Here is a 22,599-nt window from a genome sequence, read left to right as displayed (position 1 = left end):
AATCACAACACCACGCGCAAGCACTGCCCAGCGTGATACAGCGAGAAGCCCGACTCGTAGAAGGCCGTGCGCAACGAAGGCGCACTCACCGGTTTCATCGGCGAGAACGGGATCGGCAGGTGGTCGGGATCATCCTTGAGCAGAAACTCCGCAAGGGCCCGGCCAATCACCGTGCCCGTGGTATTGCCACGACCGTTGTAGCCCGTCACCGCCACCACCCCCGACGCCGGCTCGAACAGGCGCATCAGGTGGTCGGGGGTGAAGTCGATGCAACCGGTCCAGTGCACCTCCCACTCGACCTTGCCCAGCTCGGGGAAGTAATGGCTCTGGATTCGATCGGCCCAACTGCGCACGAACCAGGCCGGCTTGTTGTCGACCCGACCCAGGCTGCCGAGCAGCAGGCGACCTTGATCATCACGGCGGATGCTGCTGAGTACGGTGCGGGTATCCCACGAGCCCTGGCCATGGGGCAGGATCCTGTCGGCCGCCGCCCCCTGCAGTGGCTTGGAGGCGACCTGGTAGTAGTAGCCGCGGAAGAAGTGCTTCTGCAAATGGCTCCAGTCGCCCTCGGTGTAGGCGCCCGTGGAAATCACCACCTTGTCGGCGCGCACGCTGCCACGGTCGGTGGCGACTCGCCAGCCGTCGCCATCACGTGTCAGGCCTTCGACCGGCGATTGCTGGAACAGCTTACCCCCCAGACGCTGCACCGCGGCGGCCAGACCCTGGGTGTAGCCCATGGGGTTGATGGTGCCAGCGCGGCGGTCGAGCAGCGCGGCGGAAATCTTGTCGGTACCGCAGTATTCCTGGCACTCGGCCCCCCGCAGCAGTTCCACGTCGGCACCACGGCGGCGCCATTGCTCGTGGCGTGCTTCGAGGTCGGCGAGGCCCGTGGCGTTGTGTGCCATGTGCAGGTTGCCTTTGTGCTGAGCCTGGCAGTCGATGCCCAGGCGTTCGATCATGGCGAAGACTTCACCGGGCGCCTCGCCCAGCACCTTGTTCAGGCGCCCGCCCTGCTCGACGCCCAGGGTTGCCTCGACGTCGTCAGGGCGAATCCAGGTCCCGGCATTGACCAGCCCGACATTGCGCCCGGAACCGCCATGCCCAACCTTCCAGGCCTCCAGCAGGATGACCGACTTGCCTTGTTCGAGCAGGTGGATCGCCGCCGACAGCCCGGTGATTCCTGCGCCGATCACGCAGACATCGGCCTTGTATTCACCGGCCAGGGCCTGTGAAGCAACGGTCGGTTGGGTGATCGATTCCCACAGACATTCTTGACGCAGTTCGGACATGGCCCGGCTCCAGCAATATTGTTCTTGTTGCGGTTAGGGCGGCGTACCGCCCAATCGCGGGACAAGCCCGCAGGGATCGCGCAGGCGATGGGGATCCCTGTAGGGGCGGCTTGTCCCGCGAACCGGGGGCCAAGGCCCCCGGCCATTACATCAGTCGAACACGATACCCTGCGCCAGCGGCAGCTCACGCGAGTAGTTCACGGTATTGGTCTGACGGCGCATGTAGCCCTTCCACGCATCCGAACCGGACTCACGGCCACCACCCGTCTCTTTCTCACCACCGAAGGCGCCGCCGATTTCCGCGCCGCTGGTGCCGATGTTGACGTTGGCGATACCGCAATCACTGCCCGAGGCGCTCTGGAAGCGCTCGGCCTCGCGGATGTCGGTGGTGAAGATGCACGACGACAGGCCCTGTGGCACTTCGTTGTTCAGGCGCAGCGCCTCTTCGAAATCATCGTAGGCCAGCACGTAGAGAATCGGCGCGAAGGTTTCGTGGCGCACCACCTCGCTCTGCGCCGGCATCTCGGCAATGGCAGGCGATACGTAATAGGCATTGGGGTACTGGTCGGCCAATTGGCGCTCGCCACCGAAGACCTGCCCACCCTCGTCGCGTGCCTTGGCCAGCGCGCCCTGCATGGCGTCGAACGACAGCTTGTCGATCAGCGGGCCGACCAGGTTGTCCTTGCGCGGGTCGCCGATGCGCACCTTGCCGTAGGCGGCTTTGACGCGGGCGACCACTTCGTCCTTGATCGAACGGTGGACGATCAGGCGGCGCAGCGTGGTGCAGCGTTGACCAGCAGTACCCACGGCCGAGAACAGGATGCCGCGCACGGCCAGGTCGAGGTCGGCGCTCGGGGCAAGGATCATGGCGTTGTTACCGCCCAGTTCGAGGATGCTGCGGCCGAAGCGCGCCGCAACCCGTGGGCCTACTTCGCGGCCCATGCGGGTGCTGCCGGTGGCGCTGACCAGCGGTACACGCGGATCATCGACCAAGGCTTCACCGGCTTCACGCCCGCCGATCACCAGTTGGCTGAGCCCCTGCGGCGCCTCACCAAAGGCTTTCAGGGCCTTCTCGAACAGCGCCTGGCAGGCCAGTGCGGTCAGCGGGGTCTTTTCCGAAGGTTTCCACACCACCGAGTTGCCAGCTACCAGCGCCAGCGTGGTGTTCCATGCCCATACCGCAACCGGGAAGTTGAAGGCGCTGATCACCCCAACCACGCCCAGCGGGTGCCAGGATTCACGCATGTGGTGGCCCGGACGCTCGGAGGCGATGGTCAGGCCGTAGAGCTGACGTGACAGGCCGACAGCGAAGTCGCAGATGTCGATCATCTCCTGCACTTCGCCCAGCCCTTCCTGGGTGATCTTGCCGGCTTCGATGGACACCAGCTCGCCAAGGTCAGCCTTGTGCGCACGCAGCACTTCACCAAACAGACGCACCAGCTCGCCGCGTCGCGGGGCCGGTACGTTGCGCCAGGCTTCGAAGGCTGTTTGCGCCTGGTCGATGCGGGCGATGGTCTCGGCTTTGCCGAGCAATTTCACCGAGGCGATCTGGCTGCCGTCGATCGGCGTGTGGACAGGGTAGTCGCCCTGGGTGTGATCCGCGGCGGCGACGCCGAGGCGCTCGAGCAATGCAGCAACCATTGTGCTTCTCCTACATCGGTTGAAGGGTTGAAAAGGTGATGGGGATCAGTATTAATCCGATTACATTGCTGCAACAAACGACCTTTATTCCTCTTATCATTCCCCTGCGGAATGGTATCGCTGCCGTAGAGAGTGCCATGTCCAAACGCCTGGTTCCGTCGATGACGGCCTTGCAGTGCTTCGAGGCTGCCGCCCGCCACCTGAACTTCACCCGCGCCGCCGAAGAGCTGCACCTGACCCAGAGCGCTGTCAGCAAGCAGGTGGCACAGCTCGAAGAGATGCTGCGTCACCACCTGTTCCTGCGCATCCGCCGGCGCCTGCAGCTCACGCCGGCGGGCTCGCTGTACCTGGCCGAGGTCAACAAGATCCTCACCCAGGTGGACATGTCCAGCCGCTATGTCCTCACCTATGGCGAGCAGACCGAAGTATTGAAAGTAGCCACTCAACCGAGTTTTGGTGTGCGCTGGCTGATTCCTCGGCTCAAGGGCTTTGGCAAACGCCACCCGAACATCCACCTGGACATCCGTAACGAAATGGAGCCCTTCGCCCTGCTGCAAGGCTCGGCCGACGTGGTGTTCTTCTTCGGCCAGGGCACCTGGCCGGGTGCGACCTGCGTGGAACTGTTCGGCGAAGAGGTAGTGCCGGTATGCGCCCCGGAGCTACTGGCCGGACAAGTGCTGGACAGCCCCGGCGCGCTGGCCGGGCAGGTGCTGCTGCAAAGCACTTCGCGGCCGGAGGCCTGGCATGAATGGTTCCTGGAACAGGGGCTGCACACCGACAACAGCTACCATGGCCCGCGCTTCGACACCTTCTACATGGCCCTCAGTGCCGCGCAGTCCGGCTGCGGCGTGGCCCTGGTGCCGCGCTACCTGGCGGCCAAGGAGTTGGCCGAGGGTAGCCTGGTGGTGGCCTGGAACCATGCCATGTCGAGCAACGGCAAGCACTACCTGGCGTTCGCCGAACATGCCGCGGAGGTGCCCAAGGTGCGGGCGTTGGTGGAGTGGATTCGGGCGCAGTTGCCTGGGTGATGCGCTGGAGCGGCCGGCCCTATCGCGGGACAAGCCCGCTCCCACAGGCACCCCGCTGGTCTCAGAGTCCGCGGGGGCCTGTGGGAGCGGGCTTGCCCCGCGATTGGGCCGACAAATTCAATAGCAAAAGGAATGACCCTCACACTTTTTTTCGCTTGTGGACAAAGTCCATTCCCCGCTTTCATGTAAGGGTATCTACTGACCTTCAGGAAGCTAGCGATGCCCGCCCACGATTTCGTCAGCCCCGACAACATCCGCGCGCAGTTCTCTGCCGCCATGTCGCTCATGTACAAACAGGAAGTGCCGCTGTACGGCACGCTGCTGGCGCTGGTGAGCGAAATCAACCAGCAGGTCATGGCCCAGCAGCCTGAAGTCGCCCAGGCCCTGCGCTGGACCGGTGAAGTCGAACGCCTGGATCAGGAGCGCCATGGCGCGATCCGCGTCGGCACCGCCGAAGAGCTGGCGACCATCGCCCGCCTGTTCGCCGTTATGGGCATGGAGCCGGTTGGCTACTACGACCTGAGCTCGGCCGGCGTCCCGGTGCACTCCACCGCCTTTCGCGCGGTGCACGAACAGGCGCTGCACATCAGCCCGTTCCGCGTGTTCACCTCGCTGCTGCGCCTGGAACTGATCGATAACCCGCCCCTGCGCGCATTGGCCCAAGACATCCTGGCCAAACGCCAGATCTTCACCCCGCGCGTGCTCGAACTGATCGCCCAGCGCGAACGCGACGGCGGCCTGAACGCAGCCGATGCCGAAACCTTCGTACAGGAGGCGCTGCACACTTTCCGCTGGCACCAGCAAGCCACGGTCACCGCCGAACAGTACCAGCAACTGCACGATCAGCACCGCCTGATCGCCGATGTGGTGGCCTTCAAGGGCCCGCATATCAATCACCTGACCCCGCGCACGCTGGACATCGATGCAATCCAGGTCGGCATGCCGGCCAAGGGCATTCCGCCCAAGGCCGTGGTCGAAGGCCCGCCCACTCGGCGTCACCCGATACTGCTGCGTCAGACCAGCTTCAAGGCGTTGCAGGAAAAGGTCGCGTTCAGCGATGCCCAGGGCAGCCACACCGCGCGCTTCGGCGAGATCGAGCAACGCGGGGCGGCGCTGACGCCGAAAGGCCGGGCGCTCTACGACCGCCTGCTCGACGCGACCCGGGCCGCCCTCAACGGCGTACCGGCCGAAACCAATGCCGAGCACTACAAGACGCTGCTGGCGCAACACTTTGCCGAATTCCCGGATGATCTGACGCAGATGCGCGAGCAGGGGCTGGCGTACTTCCGTTACTTCGCCACCGAAAAAGGCCTGGCCGAACGAGGTCGCCAGGATCGACCGTCCACGCTGCAAGGCCTGATCGACGCCGGGCATGTGCATTTCGAAGCGCTGGTGTACGAGGATTTCCTGCCGGTCAGTGCCGCAGGGATCTTCCAGTCGAATCTGGGCGACGATGCCCAGGCCGACTATGGCAGCAATGCCAACCGCGATGCCTTCGAGGCAGCGCTGGGACTCAAGGTGCAGGACGAACTTGCGCTGTACGCCCAGAGCGAACGACGTTCGCTGCAAGCCTGTGCACAGGCCTTGGGCGTTACGCTGGAATAGGGCTGCGAGGCAGCCCCTGTGTGCGGCCTCGGCCGCACGCCATCACTCGCCGATGGCAGCCTTGTAGCCTGCCGCGTCCAGCAGTTTGTCCAGCTCGGCCTTGTCGCTCGGCTTGAGCTTGAAGATCCACGATTCGTAGGGCTCTTCATTGAGCAGCTCAGGGCTGTCGGCCAGCTCCTCGTTGACGGCGATGACTTCGCCGCCGACCGGGGCGTAGATGTCGGATGCGGCCTTGACCGACTCGACCACCCCCGCAGCGTCGCCCGCGGCGAACACCTTGCCGACTTCGGCCAGTTCGACGAACACTACATCACCCAGAGCTTCCTGGGCGTGATCGCTGATACCCACGGTCACGGTGCCGTCGGCTTCCAGGCGCGCCCATTCATGACTTTCAGCAAAACGCAGGTCGGCGGGGATATTGCTCATGTGTCGTATTCCTCGGTTGGCTCAGCGGTCTACCGCCGGTAATTGAGTGTTTAGATCAGGGTCTTGCCGTGGCGCACGAAGGTCGGTTTGACCACCCGCACCGGATACCACTTGCCACGAATCTCTACTTCGGCGCGGTCGCCAGTGGCGATGGGCACGCGCGCCAAGGCAATGGACTTGCTTAGCGTAGGGGAGAAACTACCACTGGTGATCTCTCCTTCGCCAATACCGGCAACACGAACTGTCTGGTGGGCACGCAGAACGCCGCGCTCCTCCAGTACCAGGCCGACCAGTTTGTCCTGCACACCACGCTCGATTTCCGCCAGCAGGCCGCTGCGGCCGATGAAATCGCGGTCAGCAGGCTCCCAGGCAACGCTCCAACCCAGGTTGGAGGTCAGCGGTGTGTGGACTTCGTCGATATCCTGGCCGTACAGGTTCATGCCGGCCTCCAGACGCAGCGTGTCACGAGCGCCGAGGCCGCTGGGGGCGATGCCGGCGCCGACCAGGTCGTAGAAGAAGCTTGCGGCCTGATCGCCCGGCAGGATGATTTCCAGCCCGTCCTCGCCGGTGTAACCGGTGCGGGCAATGAACCAGTCGCCTTCGGCGACGCCCTCGAACGGGCGCAGCTCGCGAATCAGCGCCGCACGCGCAACACTGAGCAACGCAGCGACCTTCTCACGGGCGTGGGGCCCCTGGATGGCGAGGATCGCAAGCTCGGGGCGTACCTCGATGCAAACGGCAAAGCCTTCGCTTCGGGCCTTCAGCCAGGCCAGTACCTTGTCGCGGGTGGCAGCATTGGCCACCAGTCGATAGCCGTCTTCGGTGCGGTAGGCGATCAGGTCGTCGATGACCCCGCCCTGCTCATTGAGCAACGGGCTGTAGAGGGCTTTGCCGGGGCTTTCGAGGCGGGCCACGTCGTTGGCCAGCAGGCGCCGTAGCCAGGGGGTGGCGTCGGCACCGTCGATGTCGATGACTGTCATGTGGGAAACGTCGAAGACGCCGCAATCACTGCGGACCTGATGATGTTCTTCGACCTGAGAGCCGTAATGCAGGGGCATGTCCCAACCGCCGAAATCGACCGTCTTGGCGCCAAGCGCCAGATGCAGGTCGTACAGGGGCGTGCGCTGTCCCATGGGTTTCTCCTTCCGGGCGTGGCGAAGCAGAGGCGGTCGGTGCTGTTGAATCACCACCTGATCTTGTAGGACCCACCTCTACGAATGCCGCGCATTGTAGCCGCAAGGGCGGGGACTGGCACCCTCAGCGAGGATGCCCAGGACGAGAGGCAGAGCGGCGGATCAGGCCGATGACCGGCAAAAGCCCCACCAGCACCAGGGTCAGGGCCGGCAGCGAAGCGCGCGCCCATTCGCCCTCGCTGGTCATCTCGAACACCCGCACGGCCAGGGTGTCCCAGCCGAACGGCCGCATCAGAAGCGTGGCCGGCATCTCCTTCAGCACATCGACAAACACCAATAGCGCGGCACTGAGCGCACCCGGCACCAGCAGCGGTAGATACACCTTGAAAAACAATCTCGGCCCCGCCACGCCGAGGCTGCGCGAAGCCTCCGGCAACGACGGGCGGATCCGCTCCAGGCTGCTTTCCAGCGGCCCGTAGGCCACCGCGATGAAGCGCACCAGATAGGCCAGCAACAGCGCAGACACACTGCCCAGCAACAGCGGCTTGCCGGCGCCGCCCAGCCAGGTGGAAAGCGGAATCACCAGTTGATTGTCCAGATAGCTGAACGCCAGCATGATCGACACCGCGAGCACCGAGCCAGGCAAGGCGTAGCCCAGGTTGGCCAAGCCGACGCCGGCACGAATCGATGGCGTGGGCGCCTGACGCCGGGCAAAGGCCAGCAGCAGCGCCACGCTGACGGTGATCAACGCCGCCATCGCGCCCAGGTACAGGGTGTGCAGGATCAACGCGCCATAGCGCTCGTCCAGATCATGTCGGCCCCGCTGCCAGAACCACGCCAGCAACTGCAGCAGCGGGATGACGAAGGCGCAGGCGAACACCAGCAGGCACCAACCACTGGCCGCCAGCGCCTTGAGCCCGCGCAGATGATAGAGCGCCTGCCCGCGCGGGCGCTCGTTGCCGCTACGGCTGGCGCCACGGGCGCGGCGTTCTCCATAGAGCACCAGCATCACGGCCAGCAGCAACAGGCTGGCCAGTTGCGCCGCACCGGACAGGCTGAAGAATCCGTACCAGGTCTTGTAGATGGCGGTGGTGAAGGTGTCGAAGTTGAACACCGAGACCGCACCGAAGTCCGCCAGCGTCTCCATCAACGCCAGGGCGATGCCCGCGCCGATGGCCGGCCGCGCCATCGGCAGCGCCACCCGCCAGAACGCCTGCAACGGCGACAGCCCCAGCACCCTCGCAGCCTCCATCAGGCCCTTGCCCTGGGCCAGGAAGGCGGTGCGCGCCAACAGGTAGACATAGGGGTAGAACACCAGCACCAGCACGATGACGACCCCGCCAGTCGAACGTACCCGGGGCAGGCGCATCGGCCCGAACAGCTCGCGCAAGGCACTCTGCACCGGGCCGGAGAAATCCAGCAGGCCGACGAAGACGAAGGCCAGCACGTAGGCCGGGATGGCAAAGGGCAGCATCAGCGCCCAGTCGAGCCAGCGCCGGCCGGGGAACTCACAGAGGCTGGTGAGCCAGGCCAGGCTGACGCCCAGCACGGTGACGCCGACACCCACGCCCAGCACCAGGGTCAAGGTGTTGCCCAGCAGGCGGCTCATCTGGGTGTCGAGCAGGTGCGACCAGATCTGCGTGTCGATCGACTGCCATGACAGCACCAGTACGCTCAGGGGCAGGAGCACCAGGGCGGCGACAAGGCTGACCGGAAGGTACCAACAGCGTTGGGGGGAGTGGGGCAAGGCAGGTATCTCGGTTGCAGGTTGCGACCGCTGTGCAGTCGTTCGCAGCTAAAGCCGCTTCCAACCTGTGGGAGCGGCTTCAGGCGAAGGGGCCCAGGAAGGCCCCGAGAGGATAAGCTGTGAAACTCAGTTCCAGCCAGCCCGATCCATCAGGCGAATGGCTTCGGCCTGGCGCTTGCCGGCCACTTCCACCGGCAGGCTGTCGGCCTTGAAACTGCCCCAGGCCGCGACTTCATCCGATGGCTTGACCTTGGGGTTGGCCGGGAATTCCTGGTTGATGTCGGCGAACAGCTTCTGCGCTTCCTCGCCCGTCATCCACTCGACCAGCTTCTTCGCCGCTTCCGGGTGCGGGGCATGCTTGGTCAGGCCGATACCCGAGAGGTTGACGTGCACGCCACGGTCGCCCTGGTTGGGCCAGAAGATCTTCACCGGCAGCTTCGGGTCGGCCTTGTGCAGGCGCCCGTAGTAATAGGTGTTGACCACGCCCACGTCACACTGGCCCGCGGCAACGGCCTGGATCACTGCGTTGTCGTCGGAGAACACGTCGGTGGACAGGTTGTTGACCCAGCCCTTGACCAGCTTCTCGGTCTCGGCCTCGCCATGGGTCTCGATCAGGGTGGCGGTCAGCGACTGGTTGTAGACCTTCTTCGCGGTGCGCAGGCACAGGCGGCCTTCCCACTGTTTGTCGGCCAGGGCTTCGTAGGTGCTCAGTTCCGAGGGTTTGACCCGCTCGGTGGAGTAGATGATGGTCCGCGCACGCAGGCTCAGACCTGTCCAGTCGTGGGAAGAGGCGCGGTACTGCGGCGGAATGTTCTTGTCGATGACGTCCGACTTGATCGGCTGCAGGATGCCCATCTGCTCGGCCTGCCAGAGGTTGCCGGCATCAACGGTGAGCAGCAGGTCGGCGACGCCGTTCTGGCCCTCGGCCTTGATGCGCTGCATCAGCGGCGCTTCCTTGTCGGTGATGAACTTGATCTTCACCCCGGTCTTGGCGGTGTAGGCATCGAATACCGGTTTGATCAGTTCGTCGATGCGCGAGGAGTACACCACCACTTCATCATCCGCCGCCTGGACGGAACCGGCGAACAGGGTCAGGGCCAGGGCGGCCAGTAGGGGCTTGCGGGGCGACATGGTGGATGCTCCTCGGGGTTAAAGAGATGCAAATGGTAGTGAATCCCATTTTCCCACTCACCCTGGAAGCAGTTACCGGATGTTGCAAAGCAATCGCGGGGCACGCCCGCGCCTACAGAACCACCCCGTTCTTCAGGCAGGTGGCGTACCTGTAGGAGCGGGCTTGCCCCGCGATAGGGCCCTCAAGCCTTGGCCAGGTCTGGAAGGTCGCCGCTCAACCCCAAGGCCTGGCGCACGAACACTGCCTTGGCCTCGGGCATCCCTTCCACCAGTTTCAAGCCCGTGTTGCGCAGCCAGCGCAGCGGCAGAGGATTGGTCTGGAACAGGCGTTCGAAGCCCTCCATCGCCGCCATCAGGGCAAGGTTGTGCGGCATACGTCGACGCTCGTAGCGACTCAGCACCTTCACATCCGCCAGGCGCTCGCCACGCTCGCACGCGTGCATCAGCTCCTCGGCCAGCACTGCCGCATCGAGAAAGCCCAGGTTGACGCCCTGCCCCGCCAGGGGGTGGATGGTGTGGGCAGCATCGCCGATCAGCACCAGGCCTTCGTCCACATAGCGCTTGGCATGGCGCTGGCGCAGCGGTACGCAGACACGGCGGTCGGCGTGCAGCACCTGGCCCAGACGGCCTTCGAAGGCGCGCTCCAGCGCCTGGCAGAACGCCGCGTCATCCAACGCCATGGCCTGCTCGGCCTGCTCCGGGGTAGTGGACCAGACGATCGAGCACCAGTGCTGCCCGTCATCGCGCGACAACGGCAGGAAAGCCAGCGGCCCTTCGTCGGTGAAGCGTTGCCAGGCCGTGGCGCGGTGCGCCTCGCTGCAGCGCACGCTGGTGACGATGGCGTGATGCAGGTAATCCCACTCGCGCGTCTCGCAGCCCGCCAGGCGCCGCACGGCCGAATTGGCGCCGTCGGCGGCGACCACCAGCGGCGCACGCAGGCGACGGCCATCGGACAGGGTCACCAGCCACTCATCGCCGGAGCGGCGCAACTGCTCCAGGCGAGCATTGGGCAGCAGCCCGACGTCACTGTCGTGCAGACGGTCCAGCAGGCCGTCCTGAACCACACGATTCTCGACGATGTGGCCGAGCACCTGGGCATGCACACTGGCGGCCGAGAAATGAATCTGACCGGTACCGCTGCCGTCCCAGACCTGCATGTCCGAATAGGGTGTCACACGGCGCCCGACAATGCCCTCCCAGGCGCCAAGACGCTCGAGAATGCGCTGGCTGGCCGCCGACAGGGCACTGACCCGCGGCTCGAAGGGCGCGGCGTCATCGAAAGGCTTGACCGACAGCGGCCCGCCATCGAGCAGCAGCACCTCCAGGCCACTGTGGCGCAACGCCAGGGCCAGGGCGCTGCCGACCATACCGGCACCGACAATCAACAGATCCGCGCGCATGTCCATGCCTTACGCCTGCCTCGCTTGCGGCTTGAGCCGCACGTATAGGGTTTTGTCGACCCGCGCCACCAGCTCGCCGGCGCCATCGCGGATATCGACCTGCAGACGCGGCAGGCACTTCTTGCCACCGGCCGTCTGCTGGCGGATGTCGTCCAGCAGTGCGTCATCGATGTGGAATTCGGCGAACACCGGGCCCTTGCCCGGTGCGATGAAGTCGATGCTGGCGGCCTTGTCCCAGACGATGTACTCGCGGCCCAGTTGCTCGATCAGCAACAGCATGTAGAACGGGTCGACCATCGAGTAGAGGCTGCCACCGAACTGGGTGCCGACATAGTTGCGGTTCCAGCGGGTCAGGTTCATGCGCACCTTGACGCTGCGCATGTCGGGGCTGATGTGCTGTACGCGGATACCCGCCCCCAGGTAGGGCGGGTAGAAATTCAGCAACCAGCGCAACATGCGGGCCCGACGGGCGAGCTTGCGGGCGTCCTTCATGCGCGGCCCCGCGGGTCGGGGCGGGTTCCCAGGCCCATGGCCTGGCGGGCGAACCAGCTCTTGGCCGGTGGCAGCAGGTCCAGGCCCAGCAGGCCGAGATTGCGCCCGGCGGCGAGCAGCGGTTGGGCGCTGCCGAACAGGCGGGTGACCTGGTCGGAAAAGCCGATGGTCAGGCTCTGGTCCAGACGTTGGCGCTGGCGATACCCCTGCAGTGTTGCCAGGTCGCCCGGCTGCTGCGGGCCTGCGAGCAGGGCCTCGGCCAGTGCCTGCACGTCGCGCAGCGACAGGTTGAACCCCTGACCTGCGATCGGGTGCAGGCTGTGCGCCGCGTTGCCCAGCACCACCAGGTGCGGGCGTACCTGCTCCTCGGCTTCGACCAGCGCCAGCGGGTAGAGATGCCGTGCGCCGACCTGGCGCAGAGCGCCGAGGCGGTAGCCGAACGCGTCCTGCAGTTCGCGCAGGAAGGCGCGCTCGTCGATATCGGCCAGACGCCGTGCGTCCATGCCCTGCCGCGTCCAGACCAACGCGCAGCGGTTTTCCGGCAGTGGCAGCAAGGCCATCGGGCCTTGCTCGGTGAATCGTTCGAAGGCCTGGCCACGATGGGCCTCGCCTGGAGAGATGTTGGCGATCAGCGCGCTCTGGTCATAGGGCGTGCGGCGCACATGAATGCCCAACTGCTCGCGCAGGCCTGAGCGGCCGCCGTCGGCGAGAATCGCCAGGTCGCATTCAAGGCTGGTGTCATCGTCGAGTTGCAGGCGATAACCGCCCTCGACAGGCTGCATGGCCCTGACTTCGGCCGGGCAGCGCCAGCTCACCACCTCGCTGTCCAGCCCCTGCCACAGGCACTGGCCAAGCCAGGCGTTTTCCACCACATAACCCAGCGCAGGCACACCTTCTTCCTGGGCATCCAGGCGGGTGGCGCCAAAGCGGCCGCGGTCGGACACCTGGATCTGCCGGATCGGCTCGGCGCGGCGCTCGATGCCCTGCCACAGGCCAAGCTGGTCGTAGATCTGCCGAGTGCCGAAGGACAGCGCCGAGGAACGTGCGTCGTAGCTGGGCTGGAAGCTGTCGCCGGGGGCGAACGGCTCGATCAGCAGGATCTTCCAGCCACGCGCCTTGGCCCCGGCCTGCAGCGCCAGCGCCAGGCTGGCGCCGACCAGGCCGCCGCCGATGATCGCCAGGTTGACCCGGCTCATGCCACGTCCTTGCGCGCGTCGAGCATCAGTGCCTCGATTTCTTCGACTGTCTTCGGCACACCCGAAGTAAGAATTTCACAGCCCTTTCTGGTGACCACCACGTCGTCCTCGATCCGCACCCCGATGCCGCGCCACTTCTTCGCCACGCTCTGGTTGTCGGCTGCGATGTAGATACCTGGTTCGACAGTCAGCGCCATGCCCGGTTCGAGCACCCGCCACTGACCGCCGACCTTGTATTCACCCACATCGTGCACATCCATGCCGAGCCAGTGTCCGGCGCGGTGCATGTAGAACGCGCGGTAGGCTTCGCTGTCGATCAGCGCCTGCACCTCACCCTTGAGCAGCCCCAGTTCGACCAGGCCCTGGGTGATCACCCGCACCGTCGCTTCATGGGCGTGATTCCAGTGTTTGCCTGGCGCAATCTCGGCAAAGGCGGCTTCCTGGGCCTTGAGCACCAGTTCGTAGATCGCCTTCTGCTCGGGCGAGAACCGCCCGCTGACCGGGAAGGTACGGGTGATGTCGCTGGCGTAGCAGTCGATCTCGCAACCGGCGTCGATCAGCACGAGGTCACCGTCCTTGAGCGGCGCATCGTTCTGCTGATAGTGCAGGATGCAGGCATTGCGCCCGGCGGCGACGATCGAGCCGTAGGCCGGCATCTTCGCGCCACCCTTGCGGAACTCGTAGTCCAGCTCGGCCTCCAGGCTGTATTCGTGCAGACCGGCGCGGCAGGCCTGCATGGCTCGTACATGGGCGCGCGCGGAAATCGCCGCGGCCTCACGCATCACCTTCACTTCCGCCGCCGATTTATACAGGCGCATGTCGTGCAGCAGATGATCCAGGGCAACGAACTCGTTCGGCGGCTGCGCGCCAAGGCGTGCCTTGGAACGGATCACATTGATCCAGTCCATCAGCCGGCGGTCGAACTCGGGGTTGCTGCCCATGGCGCTGTAGACCCGCTCGCGACCTTCGATCAGGCCAGGGAGGATCTCGTCGATATCGGTGATCGGGAAGGCATCGTCGGCGCCGAAGTCGCGTATCGCGCCCTCCTGGCCGGCACGCAGGCCGTCCCAGAGCTCACGCTCGGGGTTGCGCTCCCGGCAGAACAGCACGTACTCGCCGTGCTCGCGACCGGGGATCAGGGCGATCACCGCCTCGGGTTCCGGGAAACCGCTCAGGTACTGGAAGTCGCTGTCCTGGCGATAGACGTGCTCGACGTCGCGATTACGGATCGCGACGGCCGCCGCCGGCAGGATGGCGATGCTGTCGGGGACCATCTGCGCCATCAGCGCCTTGCGCCGACGGGCGTACTCTGCCTTGGGTATGTGGCTCATGGGCAAACGACCCCCGGGTCGATCAATGCAGCGATGGTTTTGGTGCCGGCGCAACAGGCGCGGCCAGCTCCGTGTACAGCAGCAGCGGTGCGACGCGCAGGTACTCCATGACTTCCATGTAGTCGCTCTCGCCGTCCTCGGACTCTTCCAGCGCTTCTTGCACTTGCGAGATGGCGACCAGGTCCTGGAGCACTTCCTTGGCATCGGTGGACAGGTCCTTGCCGCCGGCGTTCAGGCCAAAACCGGTAATGAAGCCCTGGCACCATTGGCCCAGTGCGGTGGCGCGATCGCTCAGGGCGGCATCATCGGTCGGCAGCAGCAGCACGATGGCGACGTCTTCGCCGGTCAGCTCGGCCTTGACCATCTCCTGCAGGCCGATCAGGGCGTTGCGGACGTTGTCACCGGGCTCGGTTTCAAGCAGTTGGGCGGCGTCGGCCAGCCAGGCGTCGGCATCGAAGCCGGCACCGGCGCAGCTGCGGCCGATCAGCAGGCCGTGCAGCTCGGCAGGGGTGGCGGGATGGCCATTGCTGGAGAGCAGCATGGCGAAGGCGGTGTAAGGCGATTGGGTATTGGGCATGGGCGGCTAGGCGCCAGACGGCGCATATGACTAGAATGAAGACCTTGTATCCTAGCACCGGCAGGCGCGCCAAGACCATCTGCGCTGGCCGTCGCGGCTCGGGCAGAGGCATGATCGCCAGGCGATCGACGAAGGAGCGGATCGAGTGCAACCCATGCAAGACAATGACCTGCAAGCGCTGATGAGCCGATTCGAGTTGCTGATCGAGCGCGTCGAGCAACTAAAACGGCAAAATGCACTCCTAGTAGCTCAGGAAAAATCCTGGCGCGAAGAGCGCGCCCACCTCATCGAAAAGAACGAGATCGCCCGGCACAAGATCGAGTCGATGATCTTGCGTCTGAAGGCCCTGGAGCAAGACTCATGAGTTCAAGCAATAGCGTCACCGTCCAGATTCTCGACAAGGAATACTCGATCATCTGCCCGCCGGAAGAACGCAATAACCTGGTCGGTGTCGCGCGCTACCTGGACGGCAAGATGCGCGAGATCCGTAGCAGCGGCAAGGTGATCGGTGCCGACCGCATCGCGGTAATGGCAGCGCTGAACATCACCCATGAACTGCTGCACCGCCAGGAGCGCCCTGACGTCGCCAGCGGCGGCACCACCCGCGAGCAAGTGCGCGACCTGCTCGAGCGTGTCGACCAGGCACTGTCCGACGACGCGGTTAGCAAAAACGATTGAGATTGGTATACTGGCGCCACTCCCTGGGGGATGCGCCAGTCGGTTATGTCCCTGAGCCGATACGCACAACCACGGGGGTTGCACGTGGGGCAGGTGTGCATGTCCGCTCGACGGAAAGCCTTAACGCCTCCTGCAATCTCCACCTTGAACTTTCGGGTTCAAGGGCTACACCGATAGCGGTCTTGTCGGGGAGCCTGAATTCTCAATGCCCGCCTTTACCGGCGGGCATTTCGTTTGTGCCGCCGTCGGCGGCCAGCATCCGGGATCGCCTGTGCCATGACCGACACCGTGCCGCTCACCCGCCCACAACTTCGCCGCGTGCTGCGCAACGCACGACGCGCGTTGACGCCCGCCCAGCAACGCCAGGCTGCCGTCGGGCTGTACCGGCAACTCGCCCAGCACCCGCTGTTTCGCCGCGCGCGGCATATCGCCCTGTACCTGCCCAACGACGGCGAGATCGACCCACGCCTGCTACTGCGCGAAGCCCAGCGGCGCGGCAAGCGCACCTACCTGCCAGTGCTGCATGCCTGGCCGCGCACGCGCATGGTGTTCCAACGCTTCGAACAGGGCGAAAAACTGCGACGTAATCGCTTCCGCATTCCTGAACCGGTCATCGAGCGCAAGCGTCAGCGGCCGGTCTGGTCGCTCGACCTGATCCTGCTGCCACTGGTGGGTTTCGATGAAGTGGGCGGACGGCTGGGGATGGGCGGCGGCTTCTATGATCGCAGCCTGGCCTATCAGGGGCGGCGCAAGGCGTGGAAGAAACCGCTGCTGCTGGGGCTGGCACATGAATGCCAGAAGGTGGAACGACTGGCGCAGGCCAGTTGGGACGTACCCTTGCGCGGAACGGTCTCGGACCGTGACTGGTACCTGGCGCCGGCCTGAAGGTCAGGCCGCGCGCCGCAGCACTTCAGCGTTGCTGTTGGGCGGATACGGCCGGCGCCTGATAGGCGGCGTCCAGCTTTCGCTCCCACAGACCCTGCGCATAACCCGTGGTGACGACACCCAGACCGAAAATGAAGGCCAGGATCCACAGCAGGTCCGGTTTGCGTTTGTTCATCGTTGCCCCCCTAGGCAAACTGTTCAGGCTCGGCAGCCTTCTTGGTGCTACCGGAGCGTATAGCTTTAAAATCGGCGCATTTTCCGACAACGTGACGCGGCACGCAAACGTTGACGCCAACCGGCTGTCGGTTTGATGCAACATCTTATTTCAAACCTTGTCAGGAGCAGCACCCATGGCCTACTGGCTGATGAAATCCGAGCCCGACGAACTTTCCATCGAAGGCTTGGCCCGTCTCGGCGAGGCGCGCTGGGACGGGGTGCGCAACTACCAGGCACGCAATTTCCTGCGGAACATGAGCGTAGGCGACGAATTCTTCTTCTACCACTCCAGTTGCCCGCAACCGGGCATCGCCGGGATCGCCCGGATCAAGGCCGGCGCCTACCCCGACCCGACGGCGCTGGACCCGCAAAGCCACTACTTCGACGCCAAGGCCAGTGCCGAGAAGAACCCCTGGAGCGCAGTGGATGTCGAGCATGTGCGCACGTTCGGCCAGGTGCTTGGCCTCGGCTTGCTCAAGCAGCAGACGGCACTGGAAGCGCTTGCACTGGTACAGAAGGGCAGCCGCTTGTCGGTAATGCCGGTGACCCCGGAACAATGGCAGGCGATCTGTGCGTTGGCGAGGTGATCCAGGCAGCCGATGTGTGGGCGCCCGTCAGGGACCTCACTGCACGATCAGGTTGTTGAATAGCAGGTCCTCGACGATAGGCTTGCCTTCTTCGGTTTCCATCACCTGCTGGACCTGCTTCAAGGCTTCCTGACGCAACGCTTCCTTGGCCTCGACATTGCTCATGTTATCCACACCTTGCTGGGTGAACAGCGCCACCAGTTGGTTGCGAATCAGCGGCTCATGGTGCTTGACCGCCGCGGCAGCGGCATCGCCAGTCACGCGCAGGGCCACGTCGGCCTTGTAGACGCGCAGCTTGGGGCCGCCATCCAGGGCGTAGTTGCCGACCAGAGGCGGGCTCAGGTTGATGTAGGCAACCTTCGGCTGGCCTTCCTTGCTCTCTTCGGCCATGGCCGCCACGGGCAGCATCAGGGCCAGCACCATCAAGATCCACGCTTTCACGAAATCGCTCCTCAATACAATTGACGCCAGCTTACCCAGCGCATCGCTCAAACCCAAGCCCAGGCTTATGCCGACTCATCAGAGCAGGCCATGCTCGTTGACCCACCCCTTCGTCCTCCTACACTTATCGGCCATCACCCGCAAAGGAATAGCCCGATGAAAGCTGTGTTGTGCAAAACCCTGGGCCCGGCACGGGACCTGGTGCTGGAAGAGGTCGCAGGCCCCGTGCCGAAAAAGAACGAGATCCTCCTCGAGGTGCATGCCGCCGGGGTCAACTTCCCCGACACCCTGATCATCGAGGGCAAGTACCAGTTCCAACCACCTCTGCCCTTCTCGCCCGGCGGCGAAGCAGCTGGCGTGGTGGCGGCAGTCGGCGAGAAGGCCGGGGCTTTCAAGGTCGGCGACCGGGTCATGGCCCTCACCGGCTGGGGCGCCTTCGCCGAGCAGGTCGCGGTGCCTTATTACAATGTGCTACCCATCCCGGCAGGCATGGATTTCACCACGGCGGCCGCCTTCGGCATGACCTACGGCACCTCGATGCACGCACTTACCCAGCGTGGCCAACTCAAGGCAGGAGAAACCCTGCTGGTGCTCGGCGCGTCAGGGGGCGTGGGTCTGGCAGCGGTGGAGATCGGCAAGGCACTGGGTGCACGGGTCATCGCGGCGGCCAGCAGCACCGAGAAGCTCGCCGTGGCCAAGGCAGCCGGGGCGGATGAGTTGATCGACTACAGCCAGGCCAGCCTCAAGGAAGAGATCAAGCGCCTGACCAACGGCCAGGGTGTGGATGTGATCTACGACCCGGTCGGCGGCGAGTTGTTCGACCAGGCCGTACGAGGCCTGGCCTGGAACGGCCGGCTGCTGGTGGTGGGATTCGCCAGCGGCACCATCCCGCAGATGGCGGCCAACCTGGTGCTGCTCAAGGGCGCGGCGGTGCTGGGGGTGTTCTGGGGGGCGTTCGCCCAGCGCCAACCCGAAGACAACGCTGCCAACTTCCGCCAGCTGTTTGCGTGGCATTCCGAGGGCAAGTTGAAACCGCTGGTGTCGCAGACCTACGCGCTGGGCGAGGCGGGTGCGGCTATCGAACGGCTGGGGCAGCGGCAGGCAGTGGGCAAGCTGGTGGTGTTGGCCAGGTGATTCGGTGATGACTTCTTCGCGGGCAAGCCCGCTCCTACAAACTGTACCGTCTCTGCAGGAGCGGGCTTGCTGCGAAGAGGCCGGCGCAGTCAAACCTCGCGCAGGTTGTGGCAGCGCTGAAACCGCGCTTCCAGCTCCCGATCAGGCATCTGGTGGCTGCGCAGGGCATTCAGCGTCTGCTCCACGTACTCCCGCGTGGTGCCGTAACGCCCCTTGGCGCTGGCCAGAATCTGGCTGAACAGGGTGTCCGGCAGGTTGCCGGCATAGCACGGCAAGTGACGCTCCAGCACGAAACCCAAGGCTTGCACCTTGCTGCCGTCATCGAGTCGGCAGGTCAGCCAATGCGGACGATAGGCCGGATAAGGCATCTCCCGCTGCCACAGGGCCATCAGCGAGTCGTCCAGGCAGCTCTCGTCCAGGCGATAGGCAAAGCCGCTGCACGAACCACCGCGATCCAGGCCGAACACCAGCCCTGGGCATTCTGGTGTACCGCGGTGCTCATGAGACCACAGGTAAAGCCCACGATGATAACCGTGCACCCGCGCACGCTGACGCTCTACCGAGTTGCACTCCGGGCGCCAGATCAACGAACCGTAGGCGAACAACCACACAGGCCCACCGTCATGACGGGACATGGTCGTTGTCATGGAGTGCTGCAATTGCTCAGGGGTCAGTTGTTGACCGAAGTCGAGCGACGGAGGATAAGAAACCTGCCACGAAGAACTTTCAAGTGCCGACATAGGCTGCCGCCATTATTTCCTGTGTAACTACCGGAGTGCTGTATTGCGATCGACGCATTCGCATGCGAGCCCGTCCCCAATGCTGCGGGGCCTGTACCGCAAGAGGTTGATGACGATGTGCCTACCGTAAGACATATGACGGCGAAACCTCAACCCCTTTTGGCAAAGTTTCACGCGCGATACCGACGACTGGAAAGTGTTGTTATAAGCATAGTAAAAGTTATTAACCCGGCGGGTAATAATTCACTGCTTATAATCGACGACGATAACTTTGGTTATTAATCACGGCGCGCCATTGCAGCGCGCCGTAGGCTCTCATGAAGACCTAATTACTCAGCCGCGTGGAGCGTAGGCAAACACGTCGGCGCGCATGCGGTGCGCATCCATGCCCGCCTCGACCAGCGCATCGAGCGTGCCATAGACCATGTTCGGTGAACCGCTGGCATAGACATGCACACTGTTCAGGTCGGCGATATCCTCGCACACCGCCTCATGCAAAAGGCCGCAACGCCCCTCCCAGCCACACAGGTCGCTGACCACCTTGTGCAGGAACAGGTTGGGCAGACGCTCCCATTCGGCCCAGTGCTCGAGGGTGTAGAACTCCTCGGGCCGACGTACACCCCAGTACAGGTGCACCGGATGCTCGAAGCCGTTGGCGCGGCAATGCTCGACCAGGCTGTGCATCTGGCCCATGCCGGTCCCGGCAGCGATCAGCACCAGCGGTCCGTCCGGCAGCTCGGCCAGGTGTGCGTCACCGAATGGCAGTTCGATGCGGGCCATGCCGTTGCGTTGCAACTGCTCGATCAGCTTTACCGCACTGCTTTCACGGGCCAGCACATGCAGCTCGAGATCGCGACCTGCATGCGGGGCAGACGCCAGCGAGAAGGCAGCCTTGTCGGCCCCCTCCCGCTCGATCATCAGGTATTGCCCAGCGTGGTAGCGCGGCGGCTTGCCGGCGGGCGCGCGCAGACGCACGCGCCAGACATCCCCGCCTACCTCGACGCACTCGCTCACGGTGCAGGCCAGCTTGCGCACGGGCAACTCGCCCAAGGCCAGCACGCCATCCCACAGCAGCACGCAATCTTCCAGCGGTTCGGCGATGCAGGTGAACAGTTCACCGTGATCGCGGACCTCACCGTCCTGCCGCACCCGCCCTTCCACCAGCAACGCCGCACACACATGGCAATTGCCGTTGCGACAGCTGCTCGGGCACTCGTAGCCCAGGCGCCGCGCTGCATCCAGAATCCTCTCGCCCGGTTCGATGGACAGCACCGCGCCGGACGGCTGCAAGGTCACCTGCATCAATCTATTCCCAACTGGTCCCACAGCTCATCGATACGGCGGGTAACGGCCTCGTCCTTGACGATGACCCGGCCCCATTCGCGTGTAGTCTCGCCCGGCCACTTGTGCGTGGCGTCCAGGCCCATCTTCGACCCCAGGCCCGATACCGGCGACGCGAAGTCGAGGTAGTCGATTGGCGTGTTGTCGATCATCACCGTATCACGCTTGGGATCCATGCGCGTGGTGATGGCCCAGATCACGTCGTTCCAGTCGCGGGCGTTGACGTCGTCGTCGGTGACGATAACGAACTTGGTGTACATGAACTGTCGCAGGAACGACCACACACCTAGCATCACGCGCTTGGCGTGCCCCGGATATTGCTTTTTCATGGTCACTACCGCCATGCGGTAGGAACAGCCTTCCGGCGGCAGGTAGAAGTCGACGATCTCGGGGAACTGCTTTTGCAGGATCGGCACGAACACTTCGTTCAGCGCAACGCCCAGGATCGCCGGCTCATCGGGCGGCCGACCGGTGTAGGTGCTGTGGTAGATCGGCTTTTGCCGATGAGTGATGCGTTCGATGGTGAACACCGGGAAGCTGTCCACTTCGTTGTAGTAGCCGGTGTGGTCGCCGTAAGGGCCTTCCGGGGCCATTTCACCCGGATGGATCACACCTTCGAGGATAATTTCGGCGGTGGCCGGCACCTGCAGGTCGCTGCCGCGGCACTTGACCAGCTCGGTGCGGTTGCCGCGCAGCAGCCCTGCGAAAGCGTACTCGGAGAGGGTGTCGGGCACCGGCGTCACGGCGCCCAGGATGGTGGCCGGATCCGCGCCGAGTGCGACGGCCACCGGGAACGGCTGGCCGGGGTGCTTCTCGCACCATTCGCGGTAATCCAGCGCGCCGCCACGATGGCTCAGCCAGCGCATGATGACCTTGTTGCGACCGATGACCTGCTGGCGGTAGATGCCGAGGTTCTGGCGGTCCTTGTTCGGCCCGCGAGTCACCGTCAGGCCCCAGGTGATCAGTGGCGCCACGTCACCCGGCCAGCAGTGCTGGATCGGCAACTGAGACAGGTCGACATCCTCACCCTCGACCACCACCTCCTGGCACACCGCGTCCTTGACCACCTTGGGCGCCATGGACACGACTTTCTTGAAGATCGGTAGCTTCGACCAGGCATCCTTCAGGCCCTTCGGCGGCTCGGGCTCCTTGAGGAAGGCCAGCAGCTTGCCGATTTCACGCAGCTCGCCAACCGACTCGGCGCCCATGCCCATGGCCACACGCTCGGGGGTACCGAACAGGTTGCCCAACACCGGGATGTCGAAGCCGGTGGGCTTCTCGAACAGCAGCGCCGGGCCCTTGGCCCGCAGGGTGCGGTCGCAGACTTCGGTCATTTCCAGGACGGGCGAGATCGGAACCTGGATGCGCTTGAGTTCGCCGCGCTGCTCCAGGCCACGGATAAAGTCGCGCAAATCGCGATACTGCATGCGTGAGCCTCGTGTTGGCTGTATCGGTCGGGGGTGCAGAGTGTAGCGCCGATCGGGCTTTGATAGCCAAATGGCAGAGTGCAATGCGCTCGTTCGTAGGGCGCATCAATGACTTGGGGCCGTTCGCGCCCTTCGCGGGCAAGCCCGCTCCTAC

Annotated in this window: 23 protein-coding genes and 1 other RNA gene; 8 read left to right on the top strand and 16 right to left on the bottom strand. The window is 64.5% G+C overall.

Translation table 11 applies throughout. The features are described 5' to 3' along the window. Positions 1–2: 2 nt before the first annotated feature. Together ACMGGG_RS24680 and ACMGGG_RS24675 are read right to left on the bottom strand one after the other, a co-directional pair. Entirely contained in the window at positions 3–1,289 is a 1,287-nt protein-coding gene (locus tag ACMGGG_RS24680) for an NAD(P)/FAD-dependent oxidoreductase (RefSeq protein ID WP_065861742.1), read from the bottom strand. Between the two features lie 150 nt (positions 1,290–1,439). Beyond that, entirely contained in the window at positions 1,440–2,930 is a 1,491-nt protein-coding gene (locus ACMGGG_RS24675; protein WP_054893714.1) for an aldehyde dehydrogenase family protein, read from the bottom strand. A 137-nt stretch (positions 2,931–3,067) separates the two neighbouring features. Here ACMGGG_RS24675 and ACMGGG_RS24670 point away from each other — a divergent pair, with 137 nt between their 5' ends. Together ACMGGG_RS24670 and ACMGGG_RS24665 are read left to right on the top strand one after the other, a co-directional pair. Then, on the top strand, positions 3,068–3,958 hold the full coding sequence (locus ACMGGG_RS24670; protein ID WP_112897083.1) for a LysR substrate-binding domain-containing protein: 891 nt from the start codon (positions 3,068–3,070) through the stop codon (positions 3,956–3,958). 219 nt (positions 3,959–4,177) lie between these two features. Further along, positions 4,178–5,563: a VOC family protein gene (locus tag ACMGGG_RS24665; protein WP_414154580.1), complete on the top strand. Its 1,386-nt coding sequence runs from the start codon at positions 4,178–4,180 to the stop codon at positions 5,561–5,563. Positions 5,564–5,605: 42 nt separating this feature from the next. Here ACMGGG_RS24665 and gcvH read toward each other — a convergent pair whose 3' ends face one another. The 9 genes from gcvH to ACMGGG_RS24620 all read right to left on the bottom strand — a co-directional run bounded on the left by gcvH (position 5,606) and on the right by ACMGGG_RS24620 (position 14,996). Further along, complete coding sequence (gcvH, locus tag ACMGGG_RS24660; RefSeq protein ID WP_054894075.1) at positions 5,606–5,989, bottom strand: glycine cleavage system protein GcvH; 384 nt, start codon at positions 5,987–5,989, stop codon at positions 5,606–5,608. Positions 5,990–6,039: 50 nt separating this feature from the next. Further along, positions 6,040–7,122 (bottom strand): glycine cleavage system aminomethyltransferase GcvT, encoded by a 1,083-nt coding sequence (gene gcvT, locus ACMGGG_RS24655; RefSeq protein ID WP_414154579.1) that lies wholly within the window; start codon positions 7,120–7,122, stop codon positions 6,040–6,042. Between the two features lie 124 nt (positions 7,123–7,246). Next, positions 7,247–8,869, bottom strand: coding sequence for an ABC transporter permease (locus ACMGGG_RS24650; protein WP_414154578.1), 1,623 nt, complete (start codon positions 8,867–8,869; stop codon positions 7,247–7,249). A gap of 126 nt (positions 8,870–8,995) precedes the next feature. Next, positions 8,996–10,000 carry an extracellular solute-binding protein gene (locus ACMGGG_RS24645; protein WP_054894078.1) on the bottom strand — a complete coding sequence of 335 codons (1,005 nt, stop codon included), beginning with the start codon at positions 9,998–10,000 and terminating at the stop codon, positions 8,996–8,998. Between the two features lie 182 nt (positions 10,001–10,182). Beyond that, positions 10,183–11,400 (bottom strand): 2-octaprenyl-3-methyl-6-methoxy-1,4-benzoquinol hydroxylase, encoded by a 1,218-nt coding sequence (locus ACMGGG_RS24640; RefSeq protein WP_414155841.1) that lies wholly within the window; start codon positions 11,398–11,400, stop codon positions 10,183–10,185. A 9-nt stretch (positions 11,401–11,409) separates the two neighbouring features. After that, positions 11,410–11,892 carry a DUF4442 domain-containing protein gene (locus ACMGGG_RS24635; protein WP_054894080.1) on the bottom strand — a complete coding sequence of 161 codons (483 nt, stop codon included), beginning with the start codon at positions 11,890–11,892 and terminating at the stop codon, positions 11,410–11,412. Continuing rightward, entirely contained in the window at positions 11,889–13,088 is a 1,200-nt protein-coding gene (gene ubiH / locus ACMGGG_RS24630) for a 2-octaprenyl-6-methoxyphenyl hydroxylase (protein ID WP_063542059.1), read from the bottom strand. Before ubiH ends, ACMGGG_RS24635 begins: the two co-directional genes overlap by 4 nt. Further along, on the bottom strand, positions 13,085–14,419 hold the full coding sequence (pepP, locus tag ACMGGG_RS24625; protein ID WP_125931030.1) for a Xaa-Pro aminopeptidase: 1,335 nt from the start codon (positions 14,417–14,419) through the stop codon (positions 13,085–13,087). The genes ubiH and pepP overlap by 4 nt, the downstream gene beginning before the upstream one ends. Before the next feature lie 22 nt (positions 14,420–14,441). Continuing rightward, positions 14,442–14,996, bottom strand: a complete 555-nt coding sequence (locus tag ACMGGG_RS24620) for a YecA family protein (RefSeq protein WP_112897075.1) — start codon at positions 14,994–14,996, stop codon at positions 14,442–14,444. A gap of 154 nt (positions 14,997–15,150) precedes the next feature. Between ACMGGG_RS24620 and ACMGGG_RS24615 the strand changes: the two genes are divergently transcribed. The 4 genes from ACMGGG_RS24615 to ACMGGG_RS24600 all read left to right on the top strand — a co-directional run bounded on the left by ACMGGG_RS24615 (position 15,151) and on the right by ACMGGG_RS24600 (position 16,559). Next, positions 15,151–15,360: a TIGR02449 family protein gene (locus ACMGGG_RS24615; RefSeq protein ID WP_054894084.1), complete on the top strand. Its 210-nt coding sequence runs from the start codon at positions 15,151–15,153 to the stop codon at positions 15,358–15,360. After that, positions 15,357–15,674, top strand: coding sequence for a cell division protein ZapA (locus ACMGGG_RS24610; protein WP_414154577.1), 318 nt, complete (start codon positions 15,357–15,359; stop codon positions 15,672–15,674). The genes ACMGGG_RS24615 and ACMGGG_RS24610 overlap by 4 nt, the downstream gene beginning before the upstream one ends. A gap of 17 nt (positions 15,675–15,691) precedes the next feature. Next, positions 15,692–15,870, top strand: a non-coding RNA gene (gene ssrS, locus ACMGGG_RS24605) — 6S RNA. Between the two features lie 80 nt (positions 15,871–15,950). Further along, the gene (locus tag ACMGGG_RS24600; RefSeq protein ID WP_063542056.1) at positions 15,951–16,559 is read left to right on the top strand and encodes a 5-formyltetrahydrofolate cyclo-ligase; all 609 of its coding nucleotides are present in this window, start codon (positions 15,951–15,953) and stop codon (positions 16,557–16,559) included. 25 nt (positions 16,560–16,584) lie between these two features. On the opposite strand, the gene ACMGGG_RS24595 is transcribed toward ACMGGG_RS24600, so the two are convergent. Then, a complete protein-coding gene (locus ACMGGG_RS24595; RefSeq protein ID WP_172964797.1) occupies positions 16,585–16,734 on the bottom strand; it encodes a hypothetical protein in 150 nt (49 codons plus the stop codon). 175 nt (positions 16,735–16,909) lie between these two features. On the opposite strand from ACMGGG_RS24595, the gene ACMGGG_RS24590 reads away from it, so the two are divergent. Further along, the gene (locus tag ACMGGG_RS24590; RefSeq protein WP_054894087.1) at positions 16,910–17,362 is read left to right on the top strand and encodes an EVE domain-containing protein; all 453 of its coding nucleotides are present in this window, start codon (positions 16,910–16,912) and stop codon (positions 17,360–17,362) included. A 36-nt stretch (positions 17,363–17,398) separates the two neighbouring features. Here ACMGGG_RS24590 and ACMGGG_RS24585 read toward each other — a convergent pair whose 3' ends face one another. After that, on the bottom strand, positions 17,399–17,803 hold the full coding sequence (locus ACMGGG_RS24585; RefSeq protein WP_063542054.1) for a flagellar basal body-associated protein FliL: 405 nt from the start codon (positions 17,801–17,803) through the stop codon (positions 17,399–17,401). Between the two features lie 156 nt (positions 17,804–17,959). On the opposite strand from ACMGGG_RS24585, the gene ACMGGG_RS24580 reads away from it, so the two are divergent. After that, positions 17,960–18,937: an NADPH:quinone oxidoreductase family protein gene (locus ACMGGG_RS24580; protein ID WP_063542052.1), complete on the top strand. Its 978-nt coding sequence runs from the start codon at positions 17,960–17,962 to the stop codon at positions 18,935–18,937. 89 nt (positions 18,938–19,026) lie between these two features. Here the strand turns inward: ACMGGG_RS24580 and ACMGGG_RS24575 are convergent, their stop codons facing one another. The 3 genes from ACMGGG_RS24575 to ubiD all read right to left on the bottom strand — a co-directional run bounded on the left by ACMGGG_RS24575 (position 19,027) and on the right by ubiD (position 22,445). Further along, positions 19,027–19,677: a gamma-glutamylcyclotransferase gene (locus ACMGGG_RS24575; protein ID WP_054894090.1), complete on the bottom strand. Its 651-nt coding sequence runs from the start codon at positions 19,675–19,677 to the stop codon at positions 19,027–19,029. A gap of 333 nt (positions 19,678–20,010) precedes the next feature. Further along, a complete protein-coding gene (locus ACMGGG_RS24570; RefSeq protein WP_063542050.1) occupies positions 20,011–20,979 on the bottom strand; it encodes a CDP-6-deoxy-delta-3,4-glucoseen reductase in 969 nt (322 codons plus the stop codon). Beyond that, positions 20,979–22,445: a 4-hydroxy-3-polyprenylbenzoate decarboxylase gene (gene ubiD, locus ACMGGG_RS24565; protein WP_054894092.1), complete on the bottom strand. Its 1,467-nt coding sequence runs from the start codon at positions 22,443–22,445 to the stop codon at positions 20,979–20,981. The genes ACMGGG_RS24570 and ubiD overlap by 1 nt, the downstream gene beginning before the upstream one ends. Positions 22,446–22,599 lie beyond the last annotated feature (154 nt).

Origin of the sequence: Pseudomonas sp. BNK-44-b (assembly GCF_047456245.1) — a bacterium.
Lineage (GTDB): Bacteria > Pseudomonadota > Gammaproteobacteria > Pseudomonadales > Pseudomonadaceae > Aquipseudomonas > Aquipseudomonas machongensis.
The sequence above is the reverse complement of the archived record's forward strand: the minus strand, read 5'-3'. Positions and strand labels throughout refer to the sequence as shown.